22 protein-coding genes are annotated in these 23,833 nt (G+C 60.2%); 9 read left to right on the top strand and 13 right to left on the bottom strand.

What is annotated here, in order from left to right:
• The first annotated feature begins 32 nt into the window (after positions 1–32).
• A complete protein-coding gene (locus MJP36_RS23915; protein ID WP_244384129.1) occupies positions 33–815 on the top strand; it encodes a class I SAM-dependent methyltransferase in 783 nt (260 codons plus the stop codon).
• Positions 816–936: 121 nt separating this feature from the next.
• On the opposite strand, the gene MJP36_RS23910 is transcribed toward MJP36_RS23915, so the two are convergent.
• The gene (locus MJP36_RS23910) at positions 937–1,572 is read right to left on the bottom strand and encodes a TetR/AcrR family transcriptional regulator (protein ID WP_060754019.1); all 636 of its coding nucleotides are present in this window, start codon (positions 1,570–1,572) and stop codon (positions 937–939) included.
• Positions 1,573–1,665: 93 nt separating this feature from the next.
• Here MJP36_RS23910 and MJP36_RS23905 point away from each other — a divergent pair, with 93 nt between their 5' ends.
• Both MJP36_RS23905 and MJP36_RS23900 read left to right on the top strand, forming a co-directional pair.
• Positions 1,666–2,766, top strand: a complete 1,101-nt coding sequence (locus tag MJP36_RS23905; RefSeq protein WP_060754020.1) for an efflux RND transporter periplasmic adaptor subunit — start codon at positions 1,666–1,668, stop codon at positions 2,764–2,766.
• A gap of 6 nt (positions 2,767–2,772) precedes the next feature.
• Complete coding sequence (locus MJP36_RS23900; protein ID WP_244384128.1) at positions 2,773–5,838, top strand: efflux RND transporter permease subunit; 3,066 nt, start codon at positions 2,773–2,775, stop codon at positions 5,836–5,838.
• Positions 5,839–5,946: 108 nt separating this feature from the next.
• On the opposite strand, the gene MJP36_RS23895 is transcribed toward MJP36_RS23900, so the two are convergent.
• On the bottom strand, positions 5,947–6,516 hold the full coding sequence (locus MJP36_RS23895; RefSeq protein ID WP_244384127.1) for an Lrp/AsnC family transcriptional regulator: 570 nt from the start codon (positions 6,514–6,516) through the stop codon (positions 5,947–5,949).
• A gap of 78 nt (positions 6,517–6,594) precedes the next feature.
• On the opposite strand from MJP36_RS23895, the gene MJP36_RS23890 reads away from it, so the two are divergent.
• The 4 genes from MJP36_RS23890 to MJP36_RS23875 are packed head-to-tail and all read left to right on the top strand — an operon-like array spanning position 6,595 to position 9,968.
• Positions 6,595–7,332, top strand: coding sequence for a HalD/BesD family halogenase (locus tag MJP36_RS23890; RefSeq protein WP_244384125.1), 738 nt, complete (start codon positions 6,595–6,597; stop codon positions 7,330–7,332).
• Positions 7,333–7,358: 26 nt separating this feature from the next.
• Positions 7,359–8,675 carry a serine hydroxymethyltransferase gene (locus tag MJP36_RS23885; protein WP_244384123.1) on the top strand — a complete coding sequence of 439 codons (1,317 nt, stop codon included), beginning with the start codon at positions 7,359–7,361 and terminating at the stop codon, positions 8,673–8,675.
• A 33-nt stretch (positions 8,676–8,708) separates the two neighbouring features.
• On the top strand, positions 8,709–9,323 hold the full coding sequence (locus MJP36_RS23880; protein ID WP_244384121.1) for a LysE family translocator: 615 nt from the start codon (positions 8,709–8,711) through the stop codon (positions 9,321–9,323).
• 51 nt (positions 9,324–9,374) lie between these two features.
• Positions 9,375–9,968: a LysE family translocator gene (locus MJP36_RS23875; protein WP_244384119.1), complete on the top strand. Its 594-nt coding sequence runs from the start codon at positions 9,375–9,377 to the stop codon at positions 9,966–9,968.
• Between the two features lie 63 nt (positions 9,969–10,031).
• Here MJP36_RS23875 and MJP36_RS23870 read toward each other — a convergent pair whose 3' ends face one another.
• From MJP36_RS23870 to plsB, 3 genes are read right to left on the bottom strand one after another with little or no spacing between them, the layout of a single operon-like run.
• The gene (locus MJP36_RS23870; protein ID WP_090366411.1) at positions 10,032–10,721 is read right to left on the bottom strand and encodes a DUF4197 domain-containing protein; all 690 of its coding nucleotides are present in this window, start codon (positions 10,719–10,721) and stop codon (positions 10,032–10,034) included.
• Positions 10,722–10,744: 23 nt separating this feature from the next.
• Positions 10,745–11,146 (bottom strand): YbaY family lipoprotein, encoded by a 402-nt coding sequence (locus MJP36_RS23865; protein WP_161549862.1) that lies wholly within the window; start codon positions 11,144–11,146, stop codon positions 10,745–10,747.
• Between the two features lie 52 nt (positions 11,147–11,198).
• Positions 11,199–13,703: a glycerol-3-phosphate 1-O-acyltransferase PlsB gene (gene plsB, locus MJP36_RS23860; protein WP_244384117.1), complete on the bottom strand. Its 2,505-nt coding sequence runs from the start codon at positions 13,701–13,703 to the stop codon at positions 11,199–11,201.
• A 180-nt stretch (positions 13,704–13,883) separates the two neighbouring features.
• Between plsB and MJP36_RS23855 the strand changes: the two genes are divergently transcribed.
• A complete protein-coding gene (locus tag MJP36_RS23855) occupies positions 13,884–14,093 on the top strand; it encodes a cold-shock protein (protein ID WP_017844724.1) in 210 nt (69 codons plus the stop codon).
• 132 nt (positions 14,094–14,225) lie between these two features.
• Here MJP36_RS23855 and MJP36_RS23850 read toward each other — a convergent pair whose 3' ends face one another.
• The 4 genes from MJP36_RS23850 to MJP36_RS23835 form a co-directional block, all read right to left on the bottom strand.
• On the bottom strand, positions 14,226–14,603 hold the full coding sequence (locus tag MJP36_RS23850) for a hypothetical protein (protein WP_060754025.1): 378 nt from the start codon (positions 14,601–14,603) through the stop codon (positions 14,226–14,228).
• Between the two features lie 55 nt (positions 14,604–14,658).
• Positions 14,659–15,468, bottom strand: coding sequence for a putative RNA methyltransferase (locus MJP36_RS23845; RefSeq protein ID WP_060754026.1), 810 nt, complete (start codon positions 15,466–15,468; stop codon positions 14,659–14,661).
• Positions 15,468–16,619 carry a succinyl-diaminopimelate desuccinylase gene (gene dapE / locus MJP36_RS23840; RefSeq protein ID WP_161549860.1) on the bottom strand — a complete coding sequence of 384 codons (1,152 nt, stop codon included), beginning with the start codon at positions 16,617–16,619 and terminating at the stop codon, positions 15,468–15,470. The genes MJP36_RS23845 and dapE overlap by 1 nt, the downstream gene beginning before the upstream one ends.
• Before the next feature lie 257 nt (positions 16,620–16,876).
• Positions 16,877–19,468 (bottom strand): glycosyltransferase, encoded by a 2,592-nt coding sequence (locus MJP36_RS23835; RefSeq protein ID WP_244384116.1) that lies wholly within the window; start codon positions 19,466–19,468, stop codon positions 16,877–16,879.
• A 211-nt stretch (positions 19,469–19,679) separates the two neighbouring features.
• Between MJP36_RS23835 and tcdA the strand changes: the two genes are divergently transcribed.
• Positions 19,680–20,495 carry a tRNA cyclic N6-threonylcarbamoyladenosine(37) synthase TcdA gene (gene tcdA, locus MJP36_RS23830; RefSeq protein WP_244384115.1) on the top strand — a complete coding sequence of 272 codons (816 nt, stop codon included), beginning with the start codon at positions 19,680–19,682 and terminating at the stop codon, positions 20,493–20,495.
• 85 nt (positions 20,496–20,580) lie between these two features.
• On the opposite strand, the gene MJP36_RS23825 is transcribed toward tcdA, so the two are convergent.
• From MJP36_RS23825 to MJP36_RS23810, 4 genes are all read right to left on the bottom strand, one after another.
• Positions 20,581–21,006, bottom strand: coding sequence for a SufE family protein (locus MJP36_RS23825; protein ID WP_244384114.1), 426 nt, complete (start codon positions 21,004–21,006; stop codon positions 20,581–20,583).
• The gene (locus MJP36_RS23820) at positions 21,003–22,208 is read right to left on the bottom strand and encodes an aminotransferase class V-fold PLP-dependent enzyme (protein ID WP_244384113.1); all 1,206 of its coding nucleotides are present in this window, start codon (positions 22,206–22,208) and stop codon (positions 21,003–21,005) included. Before MJP36_RS23820 ends, MJP36_RS23825 begins: the two co-directional genes overlap by 4 nt.
• Before the next feature lie 69 nt (positions 22,209–22,277).
• Positions 22,278–23,312, bottom strand: coding sequence for a 2,3,4,5-tetrahydropyridine-2,6-dicarboxylate N-succinyltransferase (dapD, locus tag MJP36_RS23815; RefSeq protein ID WP_060754031.1), 1,035 nt, complete (start codon positions 23,310–23,312; stop codon positions 22,278–22,280).
• Positions 23,313–23,344: 32 nt separating this feature from the next.
• Positions 23,345–23,653 (bottom strand): arsenate reductase, encoded by a 309-nt coding sequence (locus MJP36_RS23810; protein ID WP_232965865.1) that lies wholly within the window; start codon positions 23,651–23,653, stop codon positions 23,345–23,347.
• Positions 23,654–23,833: the final 180 nt, after the last annotated feature.

Genomic DNA, 23,833 nt, shown 5'->3' with positions numbered 1-23,833 from the left:
CCGATCCTTAATATTTTTGAGCGTAGCGATTGATGAGCGAACAACCAGCGGCCAGCCGCATTCGGGTCGAGGCCTTGGCCGAAGGTTTCCAGGCGCGTGCCGAGCAATGGGCTGAGCAGCTTGGGCTGCCGTTGCAGCTGGAGGAGGCGGACTTTTCCCTGCAGGTCGGGGAACAGGGACTGCAACTGCAACAGCTTGGGCCCGACGCACCGGGGCCGGTGCGTGTGGATTTTGTCGAAGGCGGCGCGGCGCACCGGCGCTTATATGGCGGTGGCAGTGGGCAGATGATCGCCAAGGCCGTGGGCATCGCCCAGGGCGTGCGCCCGCGTGTGCTGGATGCCACGGCCGGGCTGGGCAAGGATGCGTTCGTACTGGCGAGCCTGGGCTGCGAGATGAGCCTGATCGAGCGTCAACCGCTGATCGGCGCTTTGCTCGAAGATGGCCTGGCACGTGGCGCGGATGATTTCGAGGTGGCGCCGATCGTGGCGCGCATGCAGTTGCTCAAGGGCAACTCCATCGACGTGATGCTCAATTGGCAAGGCGAGCCACCCCAGGTGATCTACCTGGACCCGATGTTCCCCCACCGTGAGAAAACTGCCCTGGTAAAGAAAGAAATGCGCCTGTTCCGCCCCTTGGTGGGCGATGATCCGGACGCGCCGGCGTTGCTCGCGGCCGCACTGGCCCTGGCCAGCCACCGTGTGGTGGTCAAGCGCCCACGCAAGGCGCCGTGTATTGAGGGGCCCAAGCCGAGCCATGCGTTGGATGGCAAGTCCAGCCGGTATGATATTTACCCGAAGAAAGCGCTCAAGCCCTGACTCTTCATTGGCCTTGAGGGCCTCATCGGGAGCAAGCCCCCTCCCACACTTGAGTGTATTCACAAATCAAATGTGGGAGGGGGACTGCCCCCCGATGAGGCCACCCGGATAACACCCGGGCTCAGGCCCGATAAGCCCGCATAAACAACCCCACCACTTCCTGCACATGGGCTTCGGCGGCTTCCTCGCTCAGTTGTCCGCCGCAGCCGTATAGCAAACAGAAGTTCGCCGTGCCCTTGAGCAGGCAGAAGAAATGTTCGGCTGCCGTAAACGGCTTATCGATGCTCAGGGCGCCGCTCTGGTCGATCTTGCCGAGCAGGCGCTCCATCCCCTGGAGCATGCGCATGGGGCCGGCTTCGAAGAAGATCTGTGAGAGTTTCACGTCCTGATTGCCGGTGGTCATCATCAGGCGGTGCAGGTTCACCGATTCTGCGCTGTTGATCAGCCGATGAAAGCCCCGTGCGATGTTCAGCAGCACGGTCTCCACGGGCACACCTTTGGGGAGCTCGAAATACATCACCGGTAACTGTTCTTCGCACGTGGCCACCACGGCAGCGGTGAACAGGGTTTCTTTGTCGGTGAAATGGCTATACACGGTCAATTTTGACACGCCGGCCTCAAGGGCCACGGCATCCATGCTGGTACTGGTGTAGCCATTGCTCAGAAACAGGGTTTTCGCTGCTTCGAGGATTGCCTGGCGTTTTGCCATGTCCTTGGGACGCCCGGGGCTATTGGTGTTCACAGGATTGTCGGACATTTTCACCTTTAATACTGGACTGGCGAGTTTGGTATTAATAACATACTGGCCAGTATAATTATTCCTAGCTTCATTTGCGAAAGGTCCTTCAGCATGCGCAGCACTTTCCTGCCCCTTGCGTTGCCTGCCAGCCTGGCCTTCCTGTTGGCCGCCTGCGGCCATGAGGAAGCGGCCCAAACCACCATCCGCCCGGCCATGGTGGTGCAACCACAGCCATCCGCACAGGCGATGGAAAGTTATCCGGGTGAAGTGCGTGCCCGTTACGAGCCGGACCTGGCCTTTCGCATCGGCGGTAAAGTCAGCAAACGCCTGGTGGAGGAGGGTGAGCGGGTCAAGGCCAATCAACCCCTGGCCGAACTCGACCCCCAGGACGTGCGCCTGCAACTGGAAGCCACCCGCGCCCAGGTGGCCGCCGCCGAGGCCAACCTGAGCCTGGTGCGTGCCGAGCGTGATCGCTACAAGACCCTGATGGATCGTCAGATGGTCAGCCGCTCACAGTACGACAATGCCGAAAACCTCTACCGATCCGGTGAGGCGCGCCTCAAGCAGATCAAGGCCGAGTTCGACGTGTCCAGTAACCAGGCCGGTTACGCCGTGTTGCGCGCGCCGCAGGACGGTGTGGTCGCCAAGCGTGCAGTGGAAGTCGGGCAAGTGGTGTCAGCCGGCCAGACCGTGTTCACCCTGGCCACCGATGGCGAGCGCGAAGTGTTGATCAGCCTGCCTGAACAAGGCTTTGGCCGGTTCAAGATCGGTCAGCCGGTGTCGGTCGAATTGTGGAGCCAGCCGGACCAACGCTTCACCGGGCACATCCGTGAACTGTCCCCCGCTGCAGACCCCAAGTCGCGGACCTTCGCCGCCCGTGTTGCCTTCACCGGCGGCAAAGTCCCGGCCGAATTGGGCCAGAGCGCTCGCGTTTTCATCCAGGCCGAGGGCGCGGTCGCGCTGTCGGTGCCGTTGTCGGCCCTCAGTGCAGAGAATGGCGCCTCCTACGTCTGGCGCGTGCAACCCGACAACACCCTTAAGCGTACTCCGGTGCGCATCGGTGCCTTCGGCGAAAAAACCGTACCGGTGCTGGAAGGCCTGGCGCCCACCGATTGGGTGATTGCGGCGGGCGTGCATGTCCTTCATGAGGGCCAGCAAGTGCGCCCGGTGGACCGCTCCAACCGCGTTGTGAATCTGGCGACCAAGGAGTAGTCCCCGATGGGTTTCAATCTTTCCGAATGGGCGTTGCGTAATCGCCAGATCGTACTGTTCCTGATGATCCTGCTGGCGGTGGTCGGCACCCTGTCCTACACCAAGCTGGGGCAAAGCGAAGACCCGCCGTTTACCTTCAAGGCCATGGTGATCAAGACCAACTGGCCCGGGGCCACGGCCCAGGAGGTTTCGCGGCAGGTCACCGAGCGCATCGAGAAAAAACTGATGGAGACCGGCGACTATGAGCGCATTGTCTCGTTCTCGCGCCCCGGCGAGTCCCAGGTCACCTTTATGGCCCGCGACTCGATGCACTCCGCGCAGATTCCGGAGTTGTGGTATCAGGTGCGCAAGAAGATCAGCGACATTCGCCAGACGTTGCCGCCGGATATCCAGGGGCCGTTTTTCAACGATGAATTCGGCACTACTTTCGGCAACATCTACGCGCTGACCGGCGACGGCTTCGACTATGCCGTGCTCAAGGACTACGCCGACCGTATCCAGATTCAACTGCAACGCGTGCCGGATGTGGGCAAGGTCGAGCTGCTGGGCCTGCAGGACGAGAAAATCTGGATCGAGCTGTCCAACCTCAAGCTCGCCACCCTCGGCCTGCCCTTGGCGGCAGTGCAGCAAGCCTTGCAGGAGCAGAATGCGGTCTCCACGGCGGGCTTCTTTGAAACCCCGACCGAGCGCGTACAGCTGCGAGTGTCAGGCAACTTCAAGACCGTGGAGGAGATTCGCAACTTCCCGATTCGCGTCGGTGACCGTACCTTCCGTATTGGTGACGTGGCCGACATCCACCGCGGCTTCAACGATCCACCGGCGCCGCGTATGCGCTACATGGGCGCCGACGCGATCGGCCTGGCCGTGGCCATGCGTGACGGCGGCGACATTCTGGTACTGGGCAAGGCCCTCGAAGGGGAGTTCGCGCGCCTGCAGAAGAACCTTCCCGCAGGTATGGAACTGCGCAAGGTGTCGGACCAGCCGGCGGCGGTGAAAACCAGCGTCGGCGAATTCGTCCAAGTGTTGGCCGAGGCATTGGCCATTGTATTGCTGGTGAGCTTTTTCTCCCTTGGTCTGCGTACCGGCATGGTGGTGGCCCTGGCGATTCCGCTGGTGTTGGCGATGACCTTTGCCACCATGTATTACCTCGGCATCGGCCTGCACAAGATCTCCCTTGGCGCTCTGGTACTGGCGCTGGGCTTGCTGGTGGACGACGCGATCATCGCCGTGGAAATGATGGCGATCAAAATGGAGCAGGGCTACGACCGGCTCAAGGCGGCGAGCTTTGCCTGGACCAGCACGGCGTTTCCGATGCTTACGGGCACGTTGATCACGGCGGCGGGCTTCCTGCCGATTGCCACTGCGCAATCGAGTACTGGCGAATACACCCGCTCGATCTTCCAGGTGGTGACCATCGCACTGTTGGCGTCATGGGTCGCCGCCGTGGTGTTTGTGCCGTACCTGGGGGAAAAGCTCCTGCCGGACCTGGCAAAGATTCACGCAGCCAAACACGGCGCCGATGGCCCTGATCCCTACGGCACACCCTTCTACCAACGCGTAAGAGGTCTGGTTGAGTGGTGTGTGCGTAGGCGCAAAACCGTGATCGTCCTGACCTTGCTGCTGTTTATCGGCTCGGTTGCGTTGTTCCGCTTCGTGCCGCAGCAGTTCTTTCCGGCTTCGGGGCGCCTGGAGCTGATGGTCGACTTGAAACTGGCCGAAGGCGCGTCCCTGAGCAACACGGCCGACCAGGTCAAACGCCTGGAAGCCTTGCTCAAGGGCCACGCCGGCATCGACAACTATGTGGCCTATATCGGCACCGGTTCGCCGCGTTTCTACCTGCCGCTGGACCAGCAATTGCCGGCGGCCAGCTTTGCGCAATTTGTGGTGTTGGCCAATACCATCGAAGAACGTGAAACCCTGCGCACCTGGCTGATCGAAACCCTCAACGAACAATTCCCCGAGCTGCGTTCGCGGGTCACACGCCTGGAGAACGGCCCGCCCGTGGGGTACCCGGTCCAGTTTCGCGTGACGGGCGAGCACATCGAAGAAGTGCGTGCCCTGGCGCGCAAAGTCGCCGCCAAGGTTCGCGAAAACACCCACGTGGTCAATGTGCACCTGGACTGGGAAGAGCCAAGCAAGATCGTCTACCTCAACATCGATCAGGACCGCGCCCGTGCGCTCGGTGTCAGCACCGCCAACTTGTCGAAGTTCCTGCAGAGTTCGCTGACTGGTTCCACCGTCAGCCAGTACCGTGAGGACAACGAGTTGATCGAAATCCTCCTGCGCGGCACCGTGCATGAACGCACCGAACTGTCGTTGCTGCCCAGCCTGGCGGTGCCGACCGACAACGGCAAAAGCGTAGCATTGTCGCAGATCGCCACCCTTGAATATGGCTTTGAAGAGGGCGTCATCTGGCACCGCAACCGCCTGCCGACCGTGACCATCCGTGCCGACATCTATGGCAAGGAACAACCTGCGACCCTGGTCCAGCAAATCCTGCCGACCCTTGAGGGTGTGCGTGCCGAACTGCCGGATGGTTACCTGCTCGAAGTGGGCGGCACCGTTGAAGACTCCGCCCGTGGCCAGAACTCGGTGAAGGCCGGCGTGCCGTTGTTCATCGTAGTGGTGCTGACCTTGCTGATGTTGCAGCTGCGCAGTTTCTCACGCACCGCCATGGTGTTTCTGACGGCGCCACTGGGCTTGATCGGCGTGACGCTGTTCCTGCTGGTATTCCGCCAGCCCTTCGGCTTCGTGGCCATGCTGGGCACCATCGCCCTGTCGGGGATGATCATGCGTAACTCGGTGATCCTGGTGGACCAGATCGAACAGGACATCAAGGCGGGTCTCGCGCCGTGGCAGGCGATCATCGAAGCTACCGTGCGACGCTTCCGACCGATTGTACTGACTGCGCTGGCGGCAGTCCTGGCGATGATCCCGCTATCGCGCAGCGTGTTCTTCGGGCCAATGGCCGTGGCGATCATGGGCGGGTTGATAGTGGCGACGGCGTTGACACTGTTGTTTCTGCCGGCCCTTTACGCGGCTTGGTTCCGTGTGAAAAAGGACGTCCGATAATTAATAATGGAATGACGTGAAGGCTTTTTCAGATGAGGATGAAGGGTGTGGGAAAAGCCTGAAATCCGATAGCTGCTGTTAAAGCCTGAATGTCTCCCACCGCGTTACTTAAAATGCAGGTAATTTCTTTTCGACGGTTTTTATAATCGACGTATTGGTGTCTGCCAGTGGTGTTATTTTTTGCAACGTCTGGTCGAGGTGACTGACAGAGTCTGTGTAGAGATGGCAGACAAAACTGTCTTCGCCGGTGATTTTATAGCACACAACACATTCCACCATCTGTGAAAGTAACTGTTCAACTTCCTGGAACTTTCCTGTCAGCGGTTTCACCCGCACAAGTGCTTGTAAGGCAAACCCCAATGCTTGGGCGTCCAACTCTACGCTGAAGCTGCTGATGACCCCCGCAACTTCCAGACGCTTCAGGCGTTCACTGCAACCTGGAGCGGACAATCCCACCTGGCGGCCGAGTGCGCGGATCGATGCGCGGGCATTCTGGTGCAAAGCAGTAATCAGCGCACGGTCAATCGGGTCGAGTTTGTGATCGGTTTTTGTAAGCCTTTTCATTAGATGGACCTTACGAACATTGATGAAATAGCGCAAAAATATTACATACCACAGATCCATGAAAAAAGAATGGATTTTTCGAATTTCCCTCTCTATCGTTCTGCCTGCAGTCATATGCAGTACTGTGTCGTAATTTCAACTTGATCTATTTGTCGAGGGATTGAAATAAACTACGTACTTGATGGGGCCTGTTTGCAAGAACATCTTGATAATAACTTTCCTGAAGAGAGGCTTTTTTCACTGCGTCATGAATTTTTCCGCAATGGGTTTATAAAGTTGCGGGACGTTGTCGATAATGATTTGCGCGGAAAGATTATCCGTGAAGTACACAGCCTGATTGATCGCCAATTGGAACGTCGAGATTTACATTTGGCCACCACCGATAATACGCCGCGTTTCATGAGTGTGGTACGCAGCGAATTCATCGCTGAAAACAGTCCACTGATCAATACGCTATCAAAGTCCGATGTACTACTCGGCACATTGGCCAAGATTGCAGATACACGGATTGTGGCGTCGGTTTCCAAAGACGAGGAGTACCTGATCACCAAGCAGGAGCGAAAAGGTGACACCCACGGTTGGCATTGGGGGGATTACAGTTTTGCACTGATCTGGATCATCGAAACGCCGCCCATCGCCAAAGGCGGCATGCTGCAATGCGTGCCGCACACCTCATGGGATAAAACCAATCCCAGGATTCACGAGTTGCTGTGCAGTAACCCCATTGCAACCTACGGCTTTGAGACGGGCGATATCTATTTCCTGCGTACGGACACCACTCTGCACCGAACCATTCCCCTCAATCAAGACGCCACCCGGATCATTCTCAACATGACATGGGCCGCTGAAAAAGATCTTTCTCGAGGTTTGCACGGTAATGATCGCTGGTGGGAAAACCAGCATGCCGAGGCTGCCAAAAGTCTGACTTAGGTACGTTAACCCGCGGGAGGATGATCATGCATGATATTCAGTGTCTCCAGCGCGCCAGTACGTTGCTCAAGCAGGCGCAATCACACGCAGCCATGGCTGACCTGGTCAGGGCGGCAGTCATTCGTAATGAGCGGTGGCGGGCACAGCAATGTATCAATCTCGTGGCCGCCGAGTCCCCTACCAGCCCTTCCGTGCGCGCGCTGCTGTCCAGTGAAGTCGGCACGCGCGCATCGGGTGGGCATATCGGGCGGGACAACCGTTTTTTTTCAGGCATGAAAAATATCGACGAGTTGGAATCGCTCTGTGTTGAATTGTTGAAAATCACGCTGCGCGCCCAGCATGCCGACCATCGACTGATGGGCGGTATGGCAGCAGTGCTTGCAGCCTACACGGCTCTGGCCCGCCCCGAAGACAATGTCATGACTGTGCCGGTGATCAGGGGCGGTGACACCAGCAATCGCACCAACGGCCCGCCTGGTGTGCGTGGGCTCAAGGTCTGGGACATTCCCTTTGTGCACAAAACCGCAGACATCGATCTTACGCGTTTCAGTGAGGTCGCCCGAACACTGAAGCCGGCGGTGATTGGGTTGGGCATGACGCTGACCCTGTTTCCGCTGCCGGTGGCCGACATCAAGGGCATCGTTTCGCCTTGGGGGGGCAAAGTCTATTTCGACGCTGCCCATCAATTGGGTTTGATCAGTGCCGGATTGTTCCAAGATCCGTTGGCGGAGGGGGCTGACCTGATGACGGGATCTTCCGGGAAGACCTTCAGCGGCCCTCAGGGCGGGGTGGTTGTATGGAACGACGCAACATTGACCTCGGCGCTGCATGACACCATTTTTCCCACACTGACCGGCAGCCATCAGATTAACCGCGTGGCGGCGCTCGCTGTCGCCGCCACCGAAATGCTGGAGTACGGGCAAATTTATATGAAGCAGGTGGTCAGCAACGCACAAGCGCTGGCTATTCAATTGGAACGCAGGGGGGTGACTGTCTTTTATCGAGAACAGGGGTACACCCGCACCCATCAGATCGTAATCGATTCAAAGCCCAATACCTGTGGTCGCGAGGCGGTACAGCGTTTGGAGGCGGCCAACATCATTGCCAATGAAATGCCGTTGCCCTGGGACACGGACCCCTATAAGGAAACGGGTATCCGGCTCGGTACCGTCGAGGTCACTCGGCTGGGTATGAAAGAGCCGGAGATGGCTTGGATTGCCGAGCAGATAGCCAAGGTGTTGTTGCACAAAGAAGACCCGATGGCGATCGCCAATGGCGTGATCGACTTCATGAAAAACCATCGGACTGTCTATTACTGCCATGAAAATGGGCTGCCTCGCTAAGTCGTCGCGAACACTGTTGTAGAGGAGGCTTGTATGCCCGACGCCGTGCTTTCCATTTACCAGGCGACACTCACTTTTGCCATCGCCGCCATCGCCTTGCTCGCCAGTCCAGGCCCGGCAACCTTGGCGCTGGCGGCGAGCGGTGCGGCCTATGGCATGAAGCGCTCGACAGGGTTTTTCGCCGGGATCACTTTGGGGCTGATAATTGCCATGACACTGGTCGCCACGGGGCTGTACGTGGTCTTGCACAGCTTCCCAGCATTGGCCGCGGCACTGACAGTGATCTCCGTTGTTTATATTTTTTGGCTGGCTTACCGCATTGGCACCGCCCCTCCCATCAAGGATGAGCAATCCTTGGTTACGCCGGGCTGGGGCGCCGGGTTTGTGTTAGGGGTGGCGAACATCAAAGCTTATGCAGCGTTTGCGGCGTTACTTGGCAGTTTCACCTTGGGCACGCCGCCCGCCTGGGAGCAGGGGGTGAAAGCGCTGATCTGCCTGTTGGTGTGTGTGGTGTTCGATTTTTTATGGTTGTTTGCAGGCAGTCGGATGCGCAAGTTGTTCATTCATCCGATTTGGAACCGACGACTTAACGTAAGCTTCGCGATTTTGATGGTGGCGACCGTTGCGTGGTCGTTCACTCTGTCGTGATTGTGCCGGCGCCGCAAAGTCATTGCTCATGCCCAGCAGAGGATAACCTTCATGTTTGCAACCGTTTGCGTGCTGGTGCTGCTATTGGTTGTGCCAGGGCCGACGAACACCCTGTTAATGCGTGCGGGAATGTTGTTCGGATTTGTTGCTTCGTGGCGCATGGCCCTTATCGAGTGCCTGGCTTATCTGCTTCAGATCTCGCTCTGGGGTGTGGCGTTGATCTATCTATCGGCGTGGTCGCCGTGGGCCGTGAAAGCTACGCAGTTGGCTGCAGTCTGTTACCTGCTCAAACTGTCCTTCACGTTGTGGCAGCACAAGAACAGTGCCGTCGATCAGAGGCGTGACCGTTTCTCCGGACTGTATTTCTTCTGGCTTACCGTAATGAACCCCAAAGGGCTGTTGATTGTTTCGTTTATCGCCCCGGCCAGTGCATTCGCCACGCTGCCGGGGTATATCGCGTTCATGGGCTCATTCGCGCTGGTGGTGATACCCGTGGGCTTTGCCTGGATCGCGTTAGGCAGTCGTTTCGAAGGGATTCAAAAAACCTGGCTGACACCGTTGAAGATCAATCGCGCAACTTCAGTCGCTATCGGCTGCTTCGCCACGCTGATGATGGGACGGTTGGCTGATTCGGTCATTCATTAAACCGTTTGCTTTAAACAGCTACGCCCTGGCCAATGACAGGGCCTGGGCGCAGCCAGGGGGACGTTACAGCGCGCCGAACACCTTCTTCGCCAAACTGGTGGCTGCTGCCGCCGGGTTCTTGCGGATGGTTTCTTCCTGCTGCGCAATCATCTTGAACAGCCCGTCCAGCGCCTGCTCGGTCACGTAGTTTTCAACGTTGGCATTCTTGGCATCGAGCGCGCCGAAGGCCGCGGCCTTGCCGGCCAGGGCGTTGTACTGTTGGGCCACGCCCACCTTGTCGGTGGCGGCCTTGACGATCGGCAGGAACTTGGCACGGATCTGGTCACGGCTGCTTTTGTTCAGGTACTGAGTCGCCGAATCCTGGCCGCCGGTGAGGATGCCTTTGGCGTCGGTCACGCTCATGTTCTTCACCGCATTGACCAGGATCGGCTGCGCCTGGGTCACGGCGGTTTCTGCCGCCTTGTTCATGCTGGTTTCCAGTTGCGTGACCTGATCACCCATGCCGAACATCTTCAGCTTATCGGCGACTTTGCCGAGCTTGCCGGGCAGGCCGATCCTGACTTCAGGGTTGTTGCTGAAACCACCGGGTACGCCCAGTTGTTTCACGGCGATCTGTGCACCCTGGGTCAGTGCGTCCTTGAGGCCGCCGTTGGCGTCGCCCTGGGACAGGCTGCCAAGGTCCAGGGCCATGGCGTTGGCACCGAGCAGCAGGCCGGCACACAGGGCGGTAAGGCGAAGGGAGTTACGGAGCATGGGCGCTTCCTTGAGTTCGTGAATCAGTGGGCGACGGCATCAACACGCAGGCGCAGCGGTGGTTGAGCCTGGCCGTCGAGCTGTACGGCGTGCCGCTCGGTGGTGACAAACAGTAGCTTGCCCTCCAGTTCGATGCGAGCGCTGACCGAGTAACTGTGGCCCGGCTTGACTTGCGCAGGGTCGTAGCTCAGGTGAAAGGGCAGCGGGACCTGGCCTTTGACCGGGCCTTTCTGTTCGGCGAGCGTCACGGCCGGGGCGTCCATCAGGGACACGTCTTGCAGGCTCACGCTCAAGGTGGCCGCAGGCGGCAAGGCAATGCGTTGCAGGTAGAACACTTCGCCGTCGAGGCTGGCCTTGGGGGCTGGGGTCATGGACTGGCAGGCTCCGAGCAGGGCGGTGAGGCCCAGGAGGATGATTTTTTTCATGGTGCAGCTCCTTTTTCAACGGCGCCGGAAACCGCCCGGCGCCTGATTCAATCTAGCGGGTTTCTGGCGTGTCGACGGATGCCTCGGCCGCGCCGTCAACCCGATGCAGGGCCACTTGCCGGATCGACAGGCGAATGTCTGCCGGCAGCACGCGTTTCGCCGCGCCTTCGGCCAACTCACCGAGCAGGTCGTGGTAACTCAACTTGCCTGCCTCATCACGGCGCAGCACATCTTGCTCCAGCAATGTCTGGATGAAATGTCGGAAAAGGCTTTTGTCGAAGAATTCCGGAGCGTTCAGGCCATGCAGGATCGACAGGCGCTGGGCCATGATCGTGCACAGGTCTTCCAGTTCTTCGGCGCTGATGCTGTTCTGGCCGCTGTTGAGCAGCAGCGAGATGGCCATGTAGAAGCGCTGCAGGGTCTGGGCAATGCTTTTGGACAGCAGTGTCAGCAGCACAAAGTGCCGTGAACTCGGGGCCGGGCGCAGGTAGACGGCGTTCTCGAAGCGCAGCAGGCCCTGTTCCACAAACGCTAGCAGCCATTGATCGACGACGGCGTCCAGCTCTTCCAGTGACCAGCGGATAAACAGCTCCGATTGCAGGTACGGATAGAGCGCGCGGGTGTAGCGCAGGATCTGTTCGCGGCTCATCCGCGAGCTGCTCTGGAAGAAGCTGGCCAGCAATGCCGGCAGGGCGAAGATGTGCAGCACGTTATTGCGGTAGTAGGTCATCAGGACGGCGTTCTGTTCGTCCAGATACAGGATCTTGCCCAGGGCGTCGCTCTGCTCCGACAACAGGGCCATGTCCTTGACGTGCTTGATCAATGCCAGGCCGTTGCCCTCGGGCAGGGTGGTGTGGGGCGAGTAGGGCACGCTGCGCAGCAACGCCAGGTACAGGTCCAGTTGGCGCGCCATGGCCTGTTCATCCAGGGCCAGGCGCGTGGTGGACAGCAGTGCCAGGGCCACCAGGTTCACCGGATTCACCGCCGCAGCTTCGTTCAAGTGGCGCGCCACCTGTTCACCTAGGCGGTGCGTGGTTTCATTGAGCCATGCCGGTTTGTAGTTCGGGCCCAGTTCCTGGGCGCGCCAGTCCGGTTGCTCGCCGTCGAGGAACTCGGCCAATTTGATCGGCTCGCCGAAGTTGACCGCGACCTGGCCGAAACGCTGCTTGAGCGCGCCGACGACTTTGAAAATATCGAAGATCGACTCTTTTTTCTTGCTCGCCCCACGCAGTTCGCCCAGGTAAGTACGGCCTTCGAGCACACGTTCGTAGCCGATGTACACCGGTACGAAGACGATCGGCGTGCGTGATGAACGCAAGAAACTGCGCAGGGTGATCGCCAGCATCCCGGTTTTCGGTTGCAGCATGCGCCCCGTACGTGAACGACCACCTTCGACGAAGTATTCCACCGGGAAGCCTTTGGTAAACAAGGTATGCAGGTACTCGTTGAACACGGCGGTGTACAGCGGGTTGCCCTTGAAGGTGCGGCGCATGAAAAACGCACCGCCACGGCGCAGCAGGCTGCCGATCACCGGCATGTTCAGGTTGATGCCGGCGGCGATGTGCGGCGGGGTCAGGCCGTTCTTGAACAGCAGGTACGACAGCAGCAGATAGTCGATATGGCTGCGGTGGCAAGGCACGTAGATGACCTCGTAGCCCTGGGCAACCTTTTGCACGCCTTCGATGTTGTTGACCTTGATGCCATCGTAGATTTTGTTCCAGAACCAACTGAGCACCACTTCCAGGAAGCGGATCGCGGTGTAGGTGTAGTCCGAGGCGATTTCGTTGCCATAGTGCAGGGCCAGTGCCTTGGCTTTTTCCGGGGCTATTTTTTCCCGCTCGGCTTCTTCCGCAATGGCTTGGCGCACCAGCGGCATATTGACCAAACCCTTCACCAGGTTACGGCGGTGGGACAGATCGGGGCCGATCACGGCGGTCTTCAGGTTACGAAAGTGCACACGCAGGATGCGTTGAGCCATGCGTACGGTGCGTTCGTGACCTTTATTGTGCTCGATCAATTCACGCAGGTTAATTGGCGCAGAGAATTGCACACGGGTCTTGCGACCGAGGATCAGGATGCTCAGCAGCCGGCGCAGACGCCCGGTGACGGCCCAACTGTCGGCAAACAGCAGCTTCCACGGGCTGGACTCGCTCTCGGGCGATTGGCCCCAGAACACGCTGACCGGAATGATTTGTGCATCTTCCTCGGCGCGTTCGCTCAGGGTATCGACCAGCCGGGTCAGGGTCGGCGGTGCGCCTCGCTTGTCCTGGCGGCCGAGCCAGTCGGGGTCCGGCGTGAGGTAGAAGAACGCGGCGGGTTCGATCAGTGGGCCTACCGAGACCGGCAGCACCGGGCGCGGCAGGCCGGCCTTGGTGCATTCGGCATCGACCACGGCCAATTCGGTGAGAGAAGGCGATTGCAGGACATAGAACACTGGCCGGCTGCGGTCGAGGTTAAGGGTTAGGGACGACTGGTTGATCGTCTCCGAGCGAACCCAGAGGTACAACAGTCGGCGCAAGGTGCCAAACACCAGACGGCGGAACGGGGAGCGGGTCATAGGCGTGCTGCTTCAAGTGGGAAAAACCGAGCAGATGCTCGGGCGGGTAGTGTGCCGTATTCGCCGAAAATCGGCAAAAAGCGGCTAAATAAACTTGAGTTGAAGCTTTTTGAGCCTGCCATATACTCGGCAGTTCAATGCGGCTCACTCAACAATAAAAAGCATGTGGGAGAAAAACAGATGACAACGCGCGAAACCGGCAATGTGAAGTGGTTCAACGATGCCAAGGGCTATGGTTTTATCCAACGCGAAGATGGCAAGGATGTGTTTGTGCACTACCGCGCCATTCGGGGTGAAGGCCACCGCTCCCTGGCTGAAGGCCAGCAGGTGGAATACGCCGTCGTGAGCGGCGAGAAAGGCTTGCAGGCAGAGGATGTGGTCGGCCTCTAAGCCCACCGCTGAACAACTGTGGGAGGGGGCTTGCTCCCGATAGCGATGGGCCTGTCAGCTTAATGTGCAACTGACCCACTGCAATCGGGAGCAAGCCCCCTCCCACTTTTTGATTCGGTTCACACTGGCGGATCAGGCCGTTTTCCAAGTGATCTGCTCTTCACCGTCGGCGCTGATGCGAATCCAGGTGTCGGCGCTTTCCTCACCTTCTTCCTCAACCCAGGTGCCCGGTGCACAACGCACTTCCACGTTCAGCGCGGCAAAGGCTGCGCGGGCGCAGGCAATGTCGTCGTCCCAGGGTGTCTGGTCGCTTTCCAGGTACAGGCTGTTCCATTTGCCCACGGCTTTGGGCAGCCAGGTCACGGGTACAGTGCCGGCTTTGCACTTGTAAGTCTGACCTTTCTGGACCCAGTCGGTGCATGGGCCCAGGGCGGCGCCCAGCCAGGCGGCAATGGCCTTGTGGTCGACGTCGGCGTCCTTCAGGTAAATCTCGATATCAGGTTGGCGCATGGATGTTCCTCGTTGCGGGATTTAAAAAATCCATTCGCGGATACTAAAAAGTCGGTTATTGAAGCACGAAATAATCGTAGCGCATTGACACCGTCACCTGCAGCGGCTCGGCCGCCTCGATCACCTGTGCGCGGCGCTCGGCGCTGGCGCGCCAGCCGTGTGGCGTCATGGCCAGCAGGTTGGCACGGTCTTCGGGCCTGGCCAGGCTCAGGGTGAACGTCAGGGTTTCGCTGTGCGCCAGGTGCATGCCGTCCGGCACCAGGGCCAGATGCTTGTCGTCGGTGTACTCGCGCACTTCGTCATACAGGCGCTCGCGCAGCTCCATCAAGTGGCCGCTGGTCGGGCCGACCTTCATCAGGCCGCCGCCAGGGCTGAGCAGGCGTTTGGCTTCCTGCCAGTCCAGCGGGCTGAACACGCTGGCGAGGAACTGGCAACTGGCGTCCGCCAACGGCACGCGAGCCATGCTGGCGATCAACCAGGTCAGCGCCGGGTTGCGCTTGCAGGCACGTTTGACGGCTTCCTTGGAGATATCCAGCGCGTAGCCGTCGGCATGCGGCAGCGCCTCGGCGATCTGCGCGGTGTAGTAACCCTCGCCGCAACCGATGTCGACCCAGCGTTGCGGCGCCCGTTCGGCGGCCAACTCGGCCAGGCGCCTGGCGACCGGCGCATAGTGCCCGGCGTTGAGGAAGTCGCGGCGCGCCTCGACCATGGCCAGGTTGTCGCCAGGGTCGCGGCTGTTCTTGTGCTGTACCGGTAGCAGGTTCAGGTAACCCTGGCGCGCACGGTCGAAGCGGTGCCCGGCCGGGCAGGCCACGCCGTTGTCCACCGCGTTGAGCGGTGCGCTGCAAATGGGGCAGGCGAGCATCAGGCGAGCAACTTGATCAGGGTCTGGTAATAGATTTCGGTCAGCACGTCGAGGTCACTGGCCAGGATGCGCTCGTTGACCTGGTGAATGGTCGCGTTGACCGGGCCCAGTTCGACGACTTGAGTGCCGAGCGTTGCAATGAAGCGCCCGTCCGATGTACCACCGCTGGTGGACGCCTGGGTGTCGCGCCCGGTAATCGCCTTGATGCTGGCTGAGACCGCATCCAGCAAGGCACCCGGTTCGGTCAGGAACGGCAGGCCCGACAAGGCCCAGTCCACATGCCAGTCCAGCGCGTGCTTGTCGAGGATGGCCGCCACGCGTTGTTGCAAGCCTTCGACGGTGGATTCGGTGGAGAAACGGAAGTTGAACACCGCCTTCAGCTCACCTGGGATCACGTTGGTGGCACCGGTGCCGGAGTTGAGGTTGGAAATCTGAAAGCTGGTCGGCGGGAAAAACGCATTGCCGTCATCCCAGTGCTCGGCAGCCAATTCGGCCAGGGCCGGAGCCGCCAGGTGAATCGGGTTCTTCGCCAGGTGCGGGTAAGCCACGTGACCTTGTACGCCGCGCACGGTCAGGGTAGCGCCGAGGGAACCACGACGGCCGTTCTTGACCACATCGCCCACCAGCGTGGTGCTCGACGGTTCGCCGACGATGCACCAGTCCAGGCGTTCCTTGCGGGCCGCCAGACGTTCGATCACGGCCTTGGTGCCGTGGTGCGCCGGGCCTTCTTCATCGCTGGTGATCAGGAAGGCCACCGAGCCCTTGTGGTCCGGGTAGTCGGTGACGAAGCGCTCGGAGGCCACGAGCATGGCCGCCAGGCTGCCTTTCATGTCTGCCGCGCCACGGCCGCAGAGCATGCCGTCTTCGTCGATCAGCGCATCGAACGGGTCATTCTGCCAGGCCTGCACCGGGCCGGTTGGCACCACATCGGTGTGACCGGCAAAACACAGCACCGGGCCGTCGTGCTTGCCATGGGTGGCCCAGAAGTTGTCCACGTCTTCAATGCGCATCGGCTCAAGCTTGAAACCGGCGTCACCCAGGCGCTGCATCATCAGCTTCTGGCAGTCGGCATCGATCGGTGTGACCGAGGGGCGACGGATCAGGTCGATTGCGAGTTGAAGGGTCGGCGAAAGGTCGGCATGGGCCGTCATGGGAAAACTCCGGAAGCGTGTCGTGGCGCAGAACGAATGTGAAATACGGCACCGATTCAGTGTGGGGGGGCGGTGCGACGATTCGACTTGCTCCCGATTGAGGGGTGTCAGTCGCTGTCTATGTTGACCGGTACACCGCTATCGGGAGCAAGCCCCCTCCCACATAAAGCATTGGCGCAAGGCTGGCGCATAAAACGGCCGTTATCTTATAGCAAAACGGCGGCCAGAGGCCGCCGTTTAGTGCATTGCGCAAGTTTTTACGCGGCCGGCGCGGGTTCCGGTTTCGGCGCAGGTTTTGGCAACGAAGACAGGAACGCCATGATCAAGGCCGCCACATACGGCAGCGATTGCACCAGCAGCATCAACACCCAGAAGCGCATGTCATTGCTCGGCAGGCCCTGCACCAGGTAGATCCCCAGCGCCGCGCCCCACAACAGCAGCATGATGAACATCTCTTCACGGGCTTCCGAGATCGCGACCCAGAAGCCGTGGTTATCCGCGTTTTTCGGTGTACGAAAGAACGGAATACTGCTGGTGAAGAAACCATACAGCACCGCCTTGGCGATGGTATGGGACAACGCCAGGCCGGCCAGGGCTGCGCAGAACGCGTCCTTGAGGTTCACGCCTACCGCACGGCGGTAGAGGAAGATGATCTTGCCGACCTTGAACACGAACAACGCCAACGGCGGGATCGCGAAAATCAGCAACGGCGGGTCGACCCGCGTCGGCACGATGATCATCGCGGCCGACCACAACAGCGCGCCGACGGTGAAGAAGATGTTCATGCCATCCGCCACCCACGGCAACCAGCCCGCGAGGAAGTGGTAGCGCTGGCCACGGGTCAGCTCGGTATCCTTGCCGCGCAACAGGCTGGCGGTGTGACGCTTGATGATCTGGATCGCGCCATAGGCCCAGCGGAAACGCTGTTTCTTGAAGTCGATAAAGGTATCCGGCATCAAGCCTTTGCCGTAGCTGTCGTGGTAGTACGCGGCCGACAGACCTTTTTCGAACACCCGCAGGCCCAGTTCGGCGTCTTCACAGATGCACCAGTCGGCCCAGCCCAGCTCTTCGAGCACCGAGCGACGGGTCATGGTCATGGTGCCGTGCTGGATGATCGCGTCGCGGTCGTTGCGGGTGACCATGCCAATATGGAAGAAACCCTTGTATTCGGCATAGCAGAGCTTCTTGAAGGTGCTTTCGTTCTGGTCGCGGTAATCCTGCGGCGACTGCACCACGGCGATTTTCGGGTCGGCGAAGTGCGGCACCATGTGCTTGAGCCAGTTGGGCGACACGCAGTAGTCCGAGTCGATCACCGCGATCACTTCGGCATCCTTGGCGGTATGCGGGATCAGGTAATTCAATGCGCCGCCCTTGAAACCGGCCAGGGGCGAGACATGGAAGAACTTGAAGCGCGGGCCCAGGGTTTCGCAGTAGTCGCGCACCGGCTCCCACACCGCCGGGTCCTTGGTGTTGTTGTCGATGATCAGGACTTCGTAGTCCGGGTAATCGAGGGCGGCCAGGGCGTCGAGGGTCTGTTTGACCATCTCCGGCGGCTCGTTGTAGCACGGCACGTGGATCGATACTTTCGGGCGGTAGTGCGAATCCCCTTCCACCGGCAGGAATTCACGCCGACGCTTGTGGGTCCATACCGCTTCGGCCAGTTCGTGGGCCTCGGTCAGCAACACGATAAACACGCCGAGTGCACCGAGTGCCAGCAAGATACCGACGGTCACGCTGAACCAGGTGCTGTATTGCTGGCTGTAGTCGTAGCCGATCCATACCAGCACCGAACCGCACAGGAACGCGATAAAGGTCAGGAAGGTACGGCCACGCTGGCGCAGGGCCGAGCCGTCGATCATCAGCAGGGTGAGGGACAACAGCGCAAGCACCACCGAGCCGATGGCCAGAACGCGCCATTGCGGGATCGCCACGACCGGGCCTTCGAAATTGAATTTCTGCTGGCGTGCCGCGTTATAAACGCCCCAATAGGCGCCCGCCGAACCTTCGTCGCTGACTTTCCACGGCTGATCGAAGGCCTCGATCACGAAGTAGTTGTAGCCTTGGCGGTTCAGCTTGTTCACCAGGGTGCGCAGGTAGATGGCCTGGTCCGCCGGGGACGTTTCGTTGCCACCGCGCATGCGTCCGTTACTCGGCCAGCCAACCTCCGACAGCAGCAGCGGCTTTTTCGGGAACAGTTTCTTCAGGTCCCGGGCACGGTCGAGTACGTACTGGCCAGCCTTGTCCATCGGAATAAATTCCCAGAACGGCAGGATGTGCGCGGCGATCAGGTCGACGTGCTTGGCCAGTTGCGGGTTCTTCTCCCAGATGTGCCATTGCTCGGAGGTGGTCACCGGCACTTTCACGGCGGCGCGCACCCGGTCCAGCAGCACGATCAGTGCTTGCGGGGTGATTTCCTCGCGGAACAACGCCTCGTTACCGACCACTACGCGCACGACACTGCGCGAGCTGTTGGCAATCTCGATGGCGCGCTGGATTTCGCGTTCGTTACGCTCAAGGTCCGGGCTGATCCAGATCCCCAACGTCACGCGCAGGCCGAATTCTTCGGCCAGTTTGGGGATGTCGCCCAAGGTGCCGTCGACCGAGTAAGTACGGATGTTGTCCGTCAGCTTGCTCATGATCGCCAGATCCTGGCGCATCTGGTCGTCGGTCGGGTACTGGTCTTTCTGTGGGAACTGGCCTTGCTGGAACGGCGAGTAAGAGAACCCGGAGATCTGTTCAGGCCAGTTGGGGGTAGTGACCGGGCGATTGATCAGCGCCCAGAAGCCGGTGAACAGCGCGGCAATTGCCAGCACTACCACCAGGTTGAGTCCAAATTTACGCGATGACATGGCGGTTTCGGGTTCCAAAGGCTGTGGAACGAAAAGAGGTGTCGGCCAACGCCGAACGGCGCGCATCCTACACTGGCACTTCCCTGAGCGTACAGCGGACAGAGAAAAGCCGGACGTTAGTCAGCGAAAGCCCTCCTAAGTTCTTTACTTGTAGCTTGTCGCTTCGAACTTGTCGCTGCGTAGTCCATAATGCGCGCCGGTTTTTGGGGTAATGGTCATGAGTACAGAAGATCCGCGGTTTGCAGGCGTCGCCCGCTTGTATGGCATTGAGGGCCTGGAACGCTTGAAGGCGGCCCATGTGGCCATTGTCGGCGTGGGCGGCGTTGGCTCCTGGGCGGCGGAAGCCATGGCCCGTTGCGGGGTGGGCGAAATATCGCTGTTTGACCTGGACGATGTCTGCGTGAGTAACAGCAACCGCCAGTTGCATGCCCTGGACAGCACCGTGGGCAAGCCCAAGGTCGAGGTAATGGCTGAGCGCCTGCGCGGTATCAACCCGCACTGCACGGTCCATGCGGTGGCCGACTTCGTGACCCGCGACACCATGGCCGAGTACATCACCCCGCAGATCGATTGCGTGATCGACTGCATCGACGCCGTCAACGCCAAGGCTGCGCTCATTGCCTGGTGCAAGCGCCGCAAGATCCAGATCATCACCACCGGTGGCGCCGGCGGGCAGATCGACCCGACGTTGATCCAGGTATGCGATTTGAACCGCACGTTCAACGATCCGCTGGCCTCCAAGGTTCGCTCCACCTTGCGCCGCGACTACGGGTTCTCGCGTACCGTGACCCGCCATTACAGCGTGCCGTGCGTGTTTTCCACCGAGCAACTGCGCTATCCCAAGCCGGATGGCAGCATCTGTTTGCAGAAGAGCTTCGTCGGGGATGGGGTCAAGCTGGACTGCGCCGGTGGGTTCGGCGCGGTGATGATGGTCACGGCCACGTTCGGGATGGTGGCGGCGACCAAGGCAGTGGACAAGATTGTGGCCGGGGTACGCCGGCCTTCCGAGCGGACCAAACCCACTTAGCGTTCACTGCTAAAAAAGTGTTCAGTGTGGGAGGGGGCTTGCTCCCGATAGCGGTGGATCAGCCAATATATCGAGTGACTGACACTCAGCAATCAGCAGCAAGCCCCCTGCCACAAAGTTCGCGCATACGTTGCAACACCGCATTCAAGCCGTTGCTGCGCGACGGTGAAAGTTGACGGGAAAGCCCCAACTGGTTGAACCAGTCGGGTAGGTCTACCGTTTGCAACTCTGCCGCCGACAAGCCATTGACCCGCACCAGCAGCAAGGCCACCAAGCCACGGATCATGCGCGCATCGCTGCTCGCGGCAAATTGCCAATGCCCATGCTCCAAGCGTCCCACCAACCACACCAGGCTCTCACAGCCCTGCACCAGGTTGGCCTCGACCTTGTCCTCATCTGCCAATGCGGGCAGCCGCTCGCCCCATTGCATCAGCATCCGCGCGCGCTGTTCCCAGCTGCCGACCGACTGAAAGGCTTCCAGCGCAGCCAGCGCTGCCACCGGCATGCTCATCGCAACATATCCAGCGCCTGGTCCAACGCTTCAAAAAAGCGCTCCAGGTCATCCGAGTCGTTGTACAGCGCCAGGGATACACGGATCGCCCCGGACAAGTGCATCTCCTTGAGCAGCGGCATCGCGCAGTGGTGCCCGGCGCGCACGGCGATGCCCTGCTCGGTCAGCAGGTGCGCCAGGTCGGCGTTGTGCACGCCGTCCACGACAAAGCTGACCAGCGCGACCTGCGGTGCTCCGAGCACGCGCACGCCGTTTCGCGCTTTCAGCCCGCGCAACAGATAGTCATGCAGCGCGGCCTCATGGGCGAGCACTGCCGGTTGATCCAGCGAACTCAGGTAATCCAGGCTGGCGCCCAGGCCGATCACACCGGCAATCGGTGGCGTGCCGGCTTCAAACCCCAGCGGTGCGCTGCGAAAGCTCGCGCTGTGGTAGTCCGCCTGTTGCACCATCTCGCCGCCAAACTGCCAGTGGCGCAGGTGATGCAGGGCTTCATTGCGCCCGAACAACACCCCGACACCGTCCGGGCCGTACAGCTTGTGACTGGAAAAAACGTAGAAGTCGCAGCCCAGTGCCTGCACGTCATGACGGCCATGGACGATCCCTTGGGCGCCATCCACCACGGTCAGTGCGCCGTGTGGGTTGGCCAGTGCCAGCAGGGCTTGCAGTGGCTGCCAGGCGCCGAGCACGTTGGACAGCTGGCTTACCGCCAGCAGCCGCGTGCGTGGGCCGATCAGTTCGGCGGCGGCTTGCAGGTCGATCACGCCATCATCGTCCAGCGGCAAGACCACCAGGGTGAGTGCGCGGCGCTTGGCCAGTTGCTGCCAAGGCAGCAGGTTGGCGTGATGTTCCAGGGCGCTGATGACTATCTCATCGCCCGCATTGAATAAGTGCTCCAGGCCGTAGGCCAGGAGGTTCAGCGCAGCAGTCGCGCCATGGGTAAACACGATTTGCCCGCTGTCACCTGCGTTCAACCACTGTGCGACTTTGCTGCGGCTGTCTTCGAAAGCCTGCGTCGCATGGGCGCCGGGCAAATGCTGGGCTCGATGCACATTGGCTGCGCCGTTGGCGTAGTAATGGCTGATGGCATCCAGCAAGGCCTGGGGTTTTTGTGTGGTGGCGGCGTTGTCCAGATAGGTCTGGTCTTGCCGTTGCAGGGTGGCGATGGCCGGGAAATCGGCGCGCCAGGGAGAGGGCACAAGCATGGTGTTCAAGACTCGTATAAGCGAGCCGCAACCCGAAGGCGCGGCCCGCTAGTGGCATCGAGTGGCTGCTTAGTTGTGAGCGTGCAGCGCTTCGTTCAGTTCGATGGCCGATTTGTGGGTTTTGCACTCCACGGCACCGGTCTCGGAGTTGCGGCGGAACAACAGGTCCGGCTGGCCGGCCAGCTCGCGAGCCTTGACCACCTTGACCAGTTGGTTGTGCTCGTCCAGCAGGGCAACCTTGGTCCCGGCGGTCACGTAGAGGCCCGACTCCACGGTGTTGCGGTCGCCCAACGGGATGCCGATACCGGCGTTGGCACCGATCAGGCAGCCTTCGCCGACCTTGATCACGATGTTGCCGCCACCCGACAGGGTGCCCATGGTCGAGCAACCGCCGCCCAGGTCCGAGCCTTTGCCGACGAACACGCCTGCCGAGACGCGACCTTCGATCATGCCCGGGCCTTCGGTGCCGGCGTTGAAGTTGACGAAACCTTCGTGCATCACGGTGGTGCCTTCGCCCACGTAGGCGCCCAGGCGCAGGCGTGCCGCGTCAGCGATACGTACGCCGCTCGGCACCACGTAGTCGGTCATTTTCGGGAACTTGTCCACCGAGAACACTTCCAGCAGTTCGCCACGCAGGCGCGCTTCCAGTTGGCGTTCGGCCAGCTCGTTGATGTCGATGGCGCCCTGGCTGGTCCAGGCCACGTTCGGCAGCTGTGGGAACACGCCGGCCAGGCTCAGGCCATGCGGCTTGACCAGACGGTGGGACAGCAGGTGCAGCTTGAGGTATGCCTCAGGCGTGGAGGTCAGCGCAGCGTCTTCGGCCAGCAGGGTGGCAACCAGCGGAGTGTGGCTTTCCGCCAAGCGGTTGAGCAGCGCAGCTTGGGTCGCATCGACATTCTTCAGCGCATCGGCCAGTTGCAGCGCTTGGCTGATGGTGAAGCTGATCGCCTGGTTGCCGCCGGTGTAACCCAGGATCGGTTTGATGGCGGCGACGATTTCGGCCGATGGGTTGAGCAGTGGCTGTGCGTAAAACACTTCCAGCCAGGCGCCTTGACGGTTTTGAGTGCCGACGCCGAAGCCCAGGCTGAACAGGGAATTGGACATGCTGTTACCTCTACAAAAATGGAAGGGCTGGCCTACTTCAGGGCCGCCGAATAACTATCTGGCTTGAAGCCAATCAGGGTTCTGTCTCCGAGATCCAGCACCGGGCGCTTGATCATCGAGGGTTGCGCGAGCATCAATTCAATGGCTTTCGACTGATCGAGATCGGCTTTGCATTCGTCTTCGAGTTTGCGAAAGGTGGTACCCGCACGGTTCAAAACCACCTGCCAACCGTGCTCGTTGCACCATTGGGTCAAGTGTTCGCGGTCGATACCGGCCGTTTTGTAGTCGTGGAACTCATAGCTCACCCCGTGCTCGTCGAGCCAGGTGCGCGCTTTTTTCATGGTGTCGCAGGCTTTGATGCCGAAAAGGTGCAACGTTTTGCTTGAAACGGTCAAGGAATTGCCCCCTTTGAGCGTGTGAAAACGGAAGGTCACGGATTATGCCACGACCAGCGGCCTCTGGTGCCCCTCGTCGTGCTGACGTGCGACTTATGGGCAAATGCCGGTGACGGCATAGGTGCG

This window comes from Pseudomonas palleroniana, from assembly GCF_022836895.1.
In the GTDB taxonomy this organism is placed as follows: Bacteria; Pseudomonadota; Gammaproteobacteria; order Pseudomonadales; family Pseudomonadaceae; genus Aquipseudomonas; species Aquipseudomonas palleroniana.
This window is presented reverse-complemented; position numbering and strand designations above follow the sequence as displayed.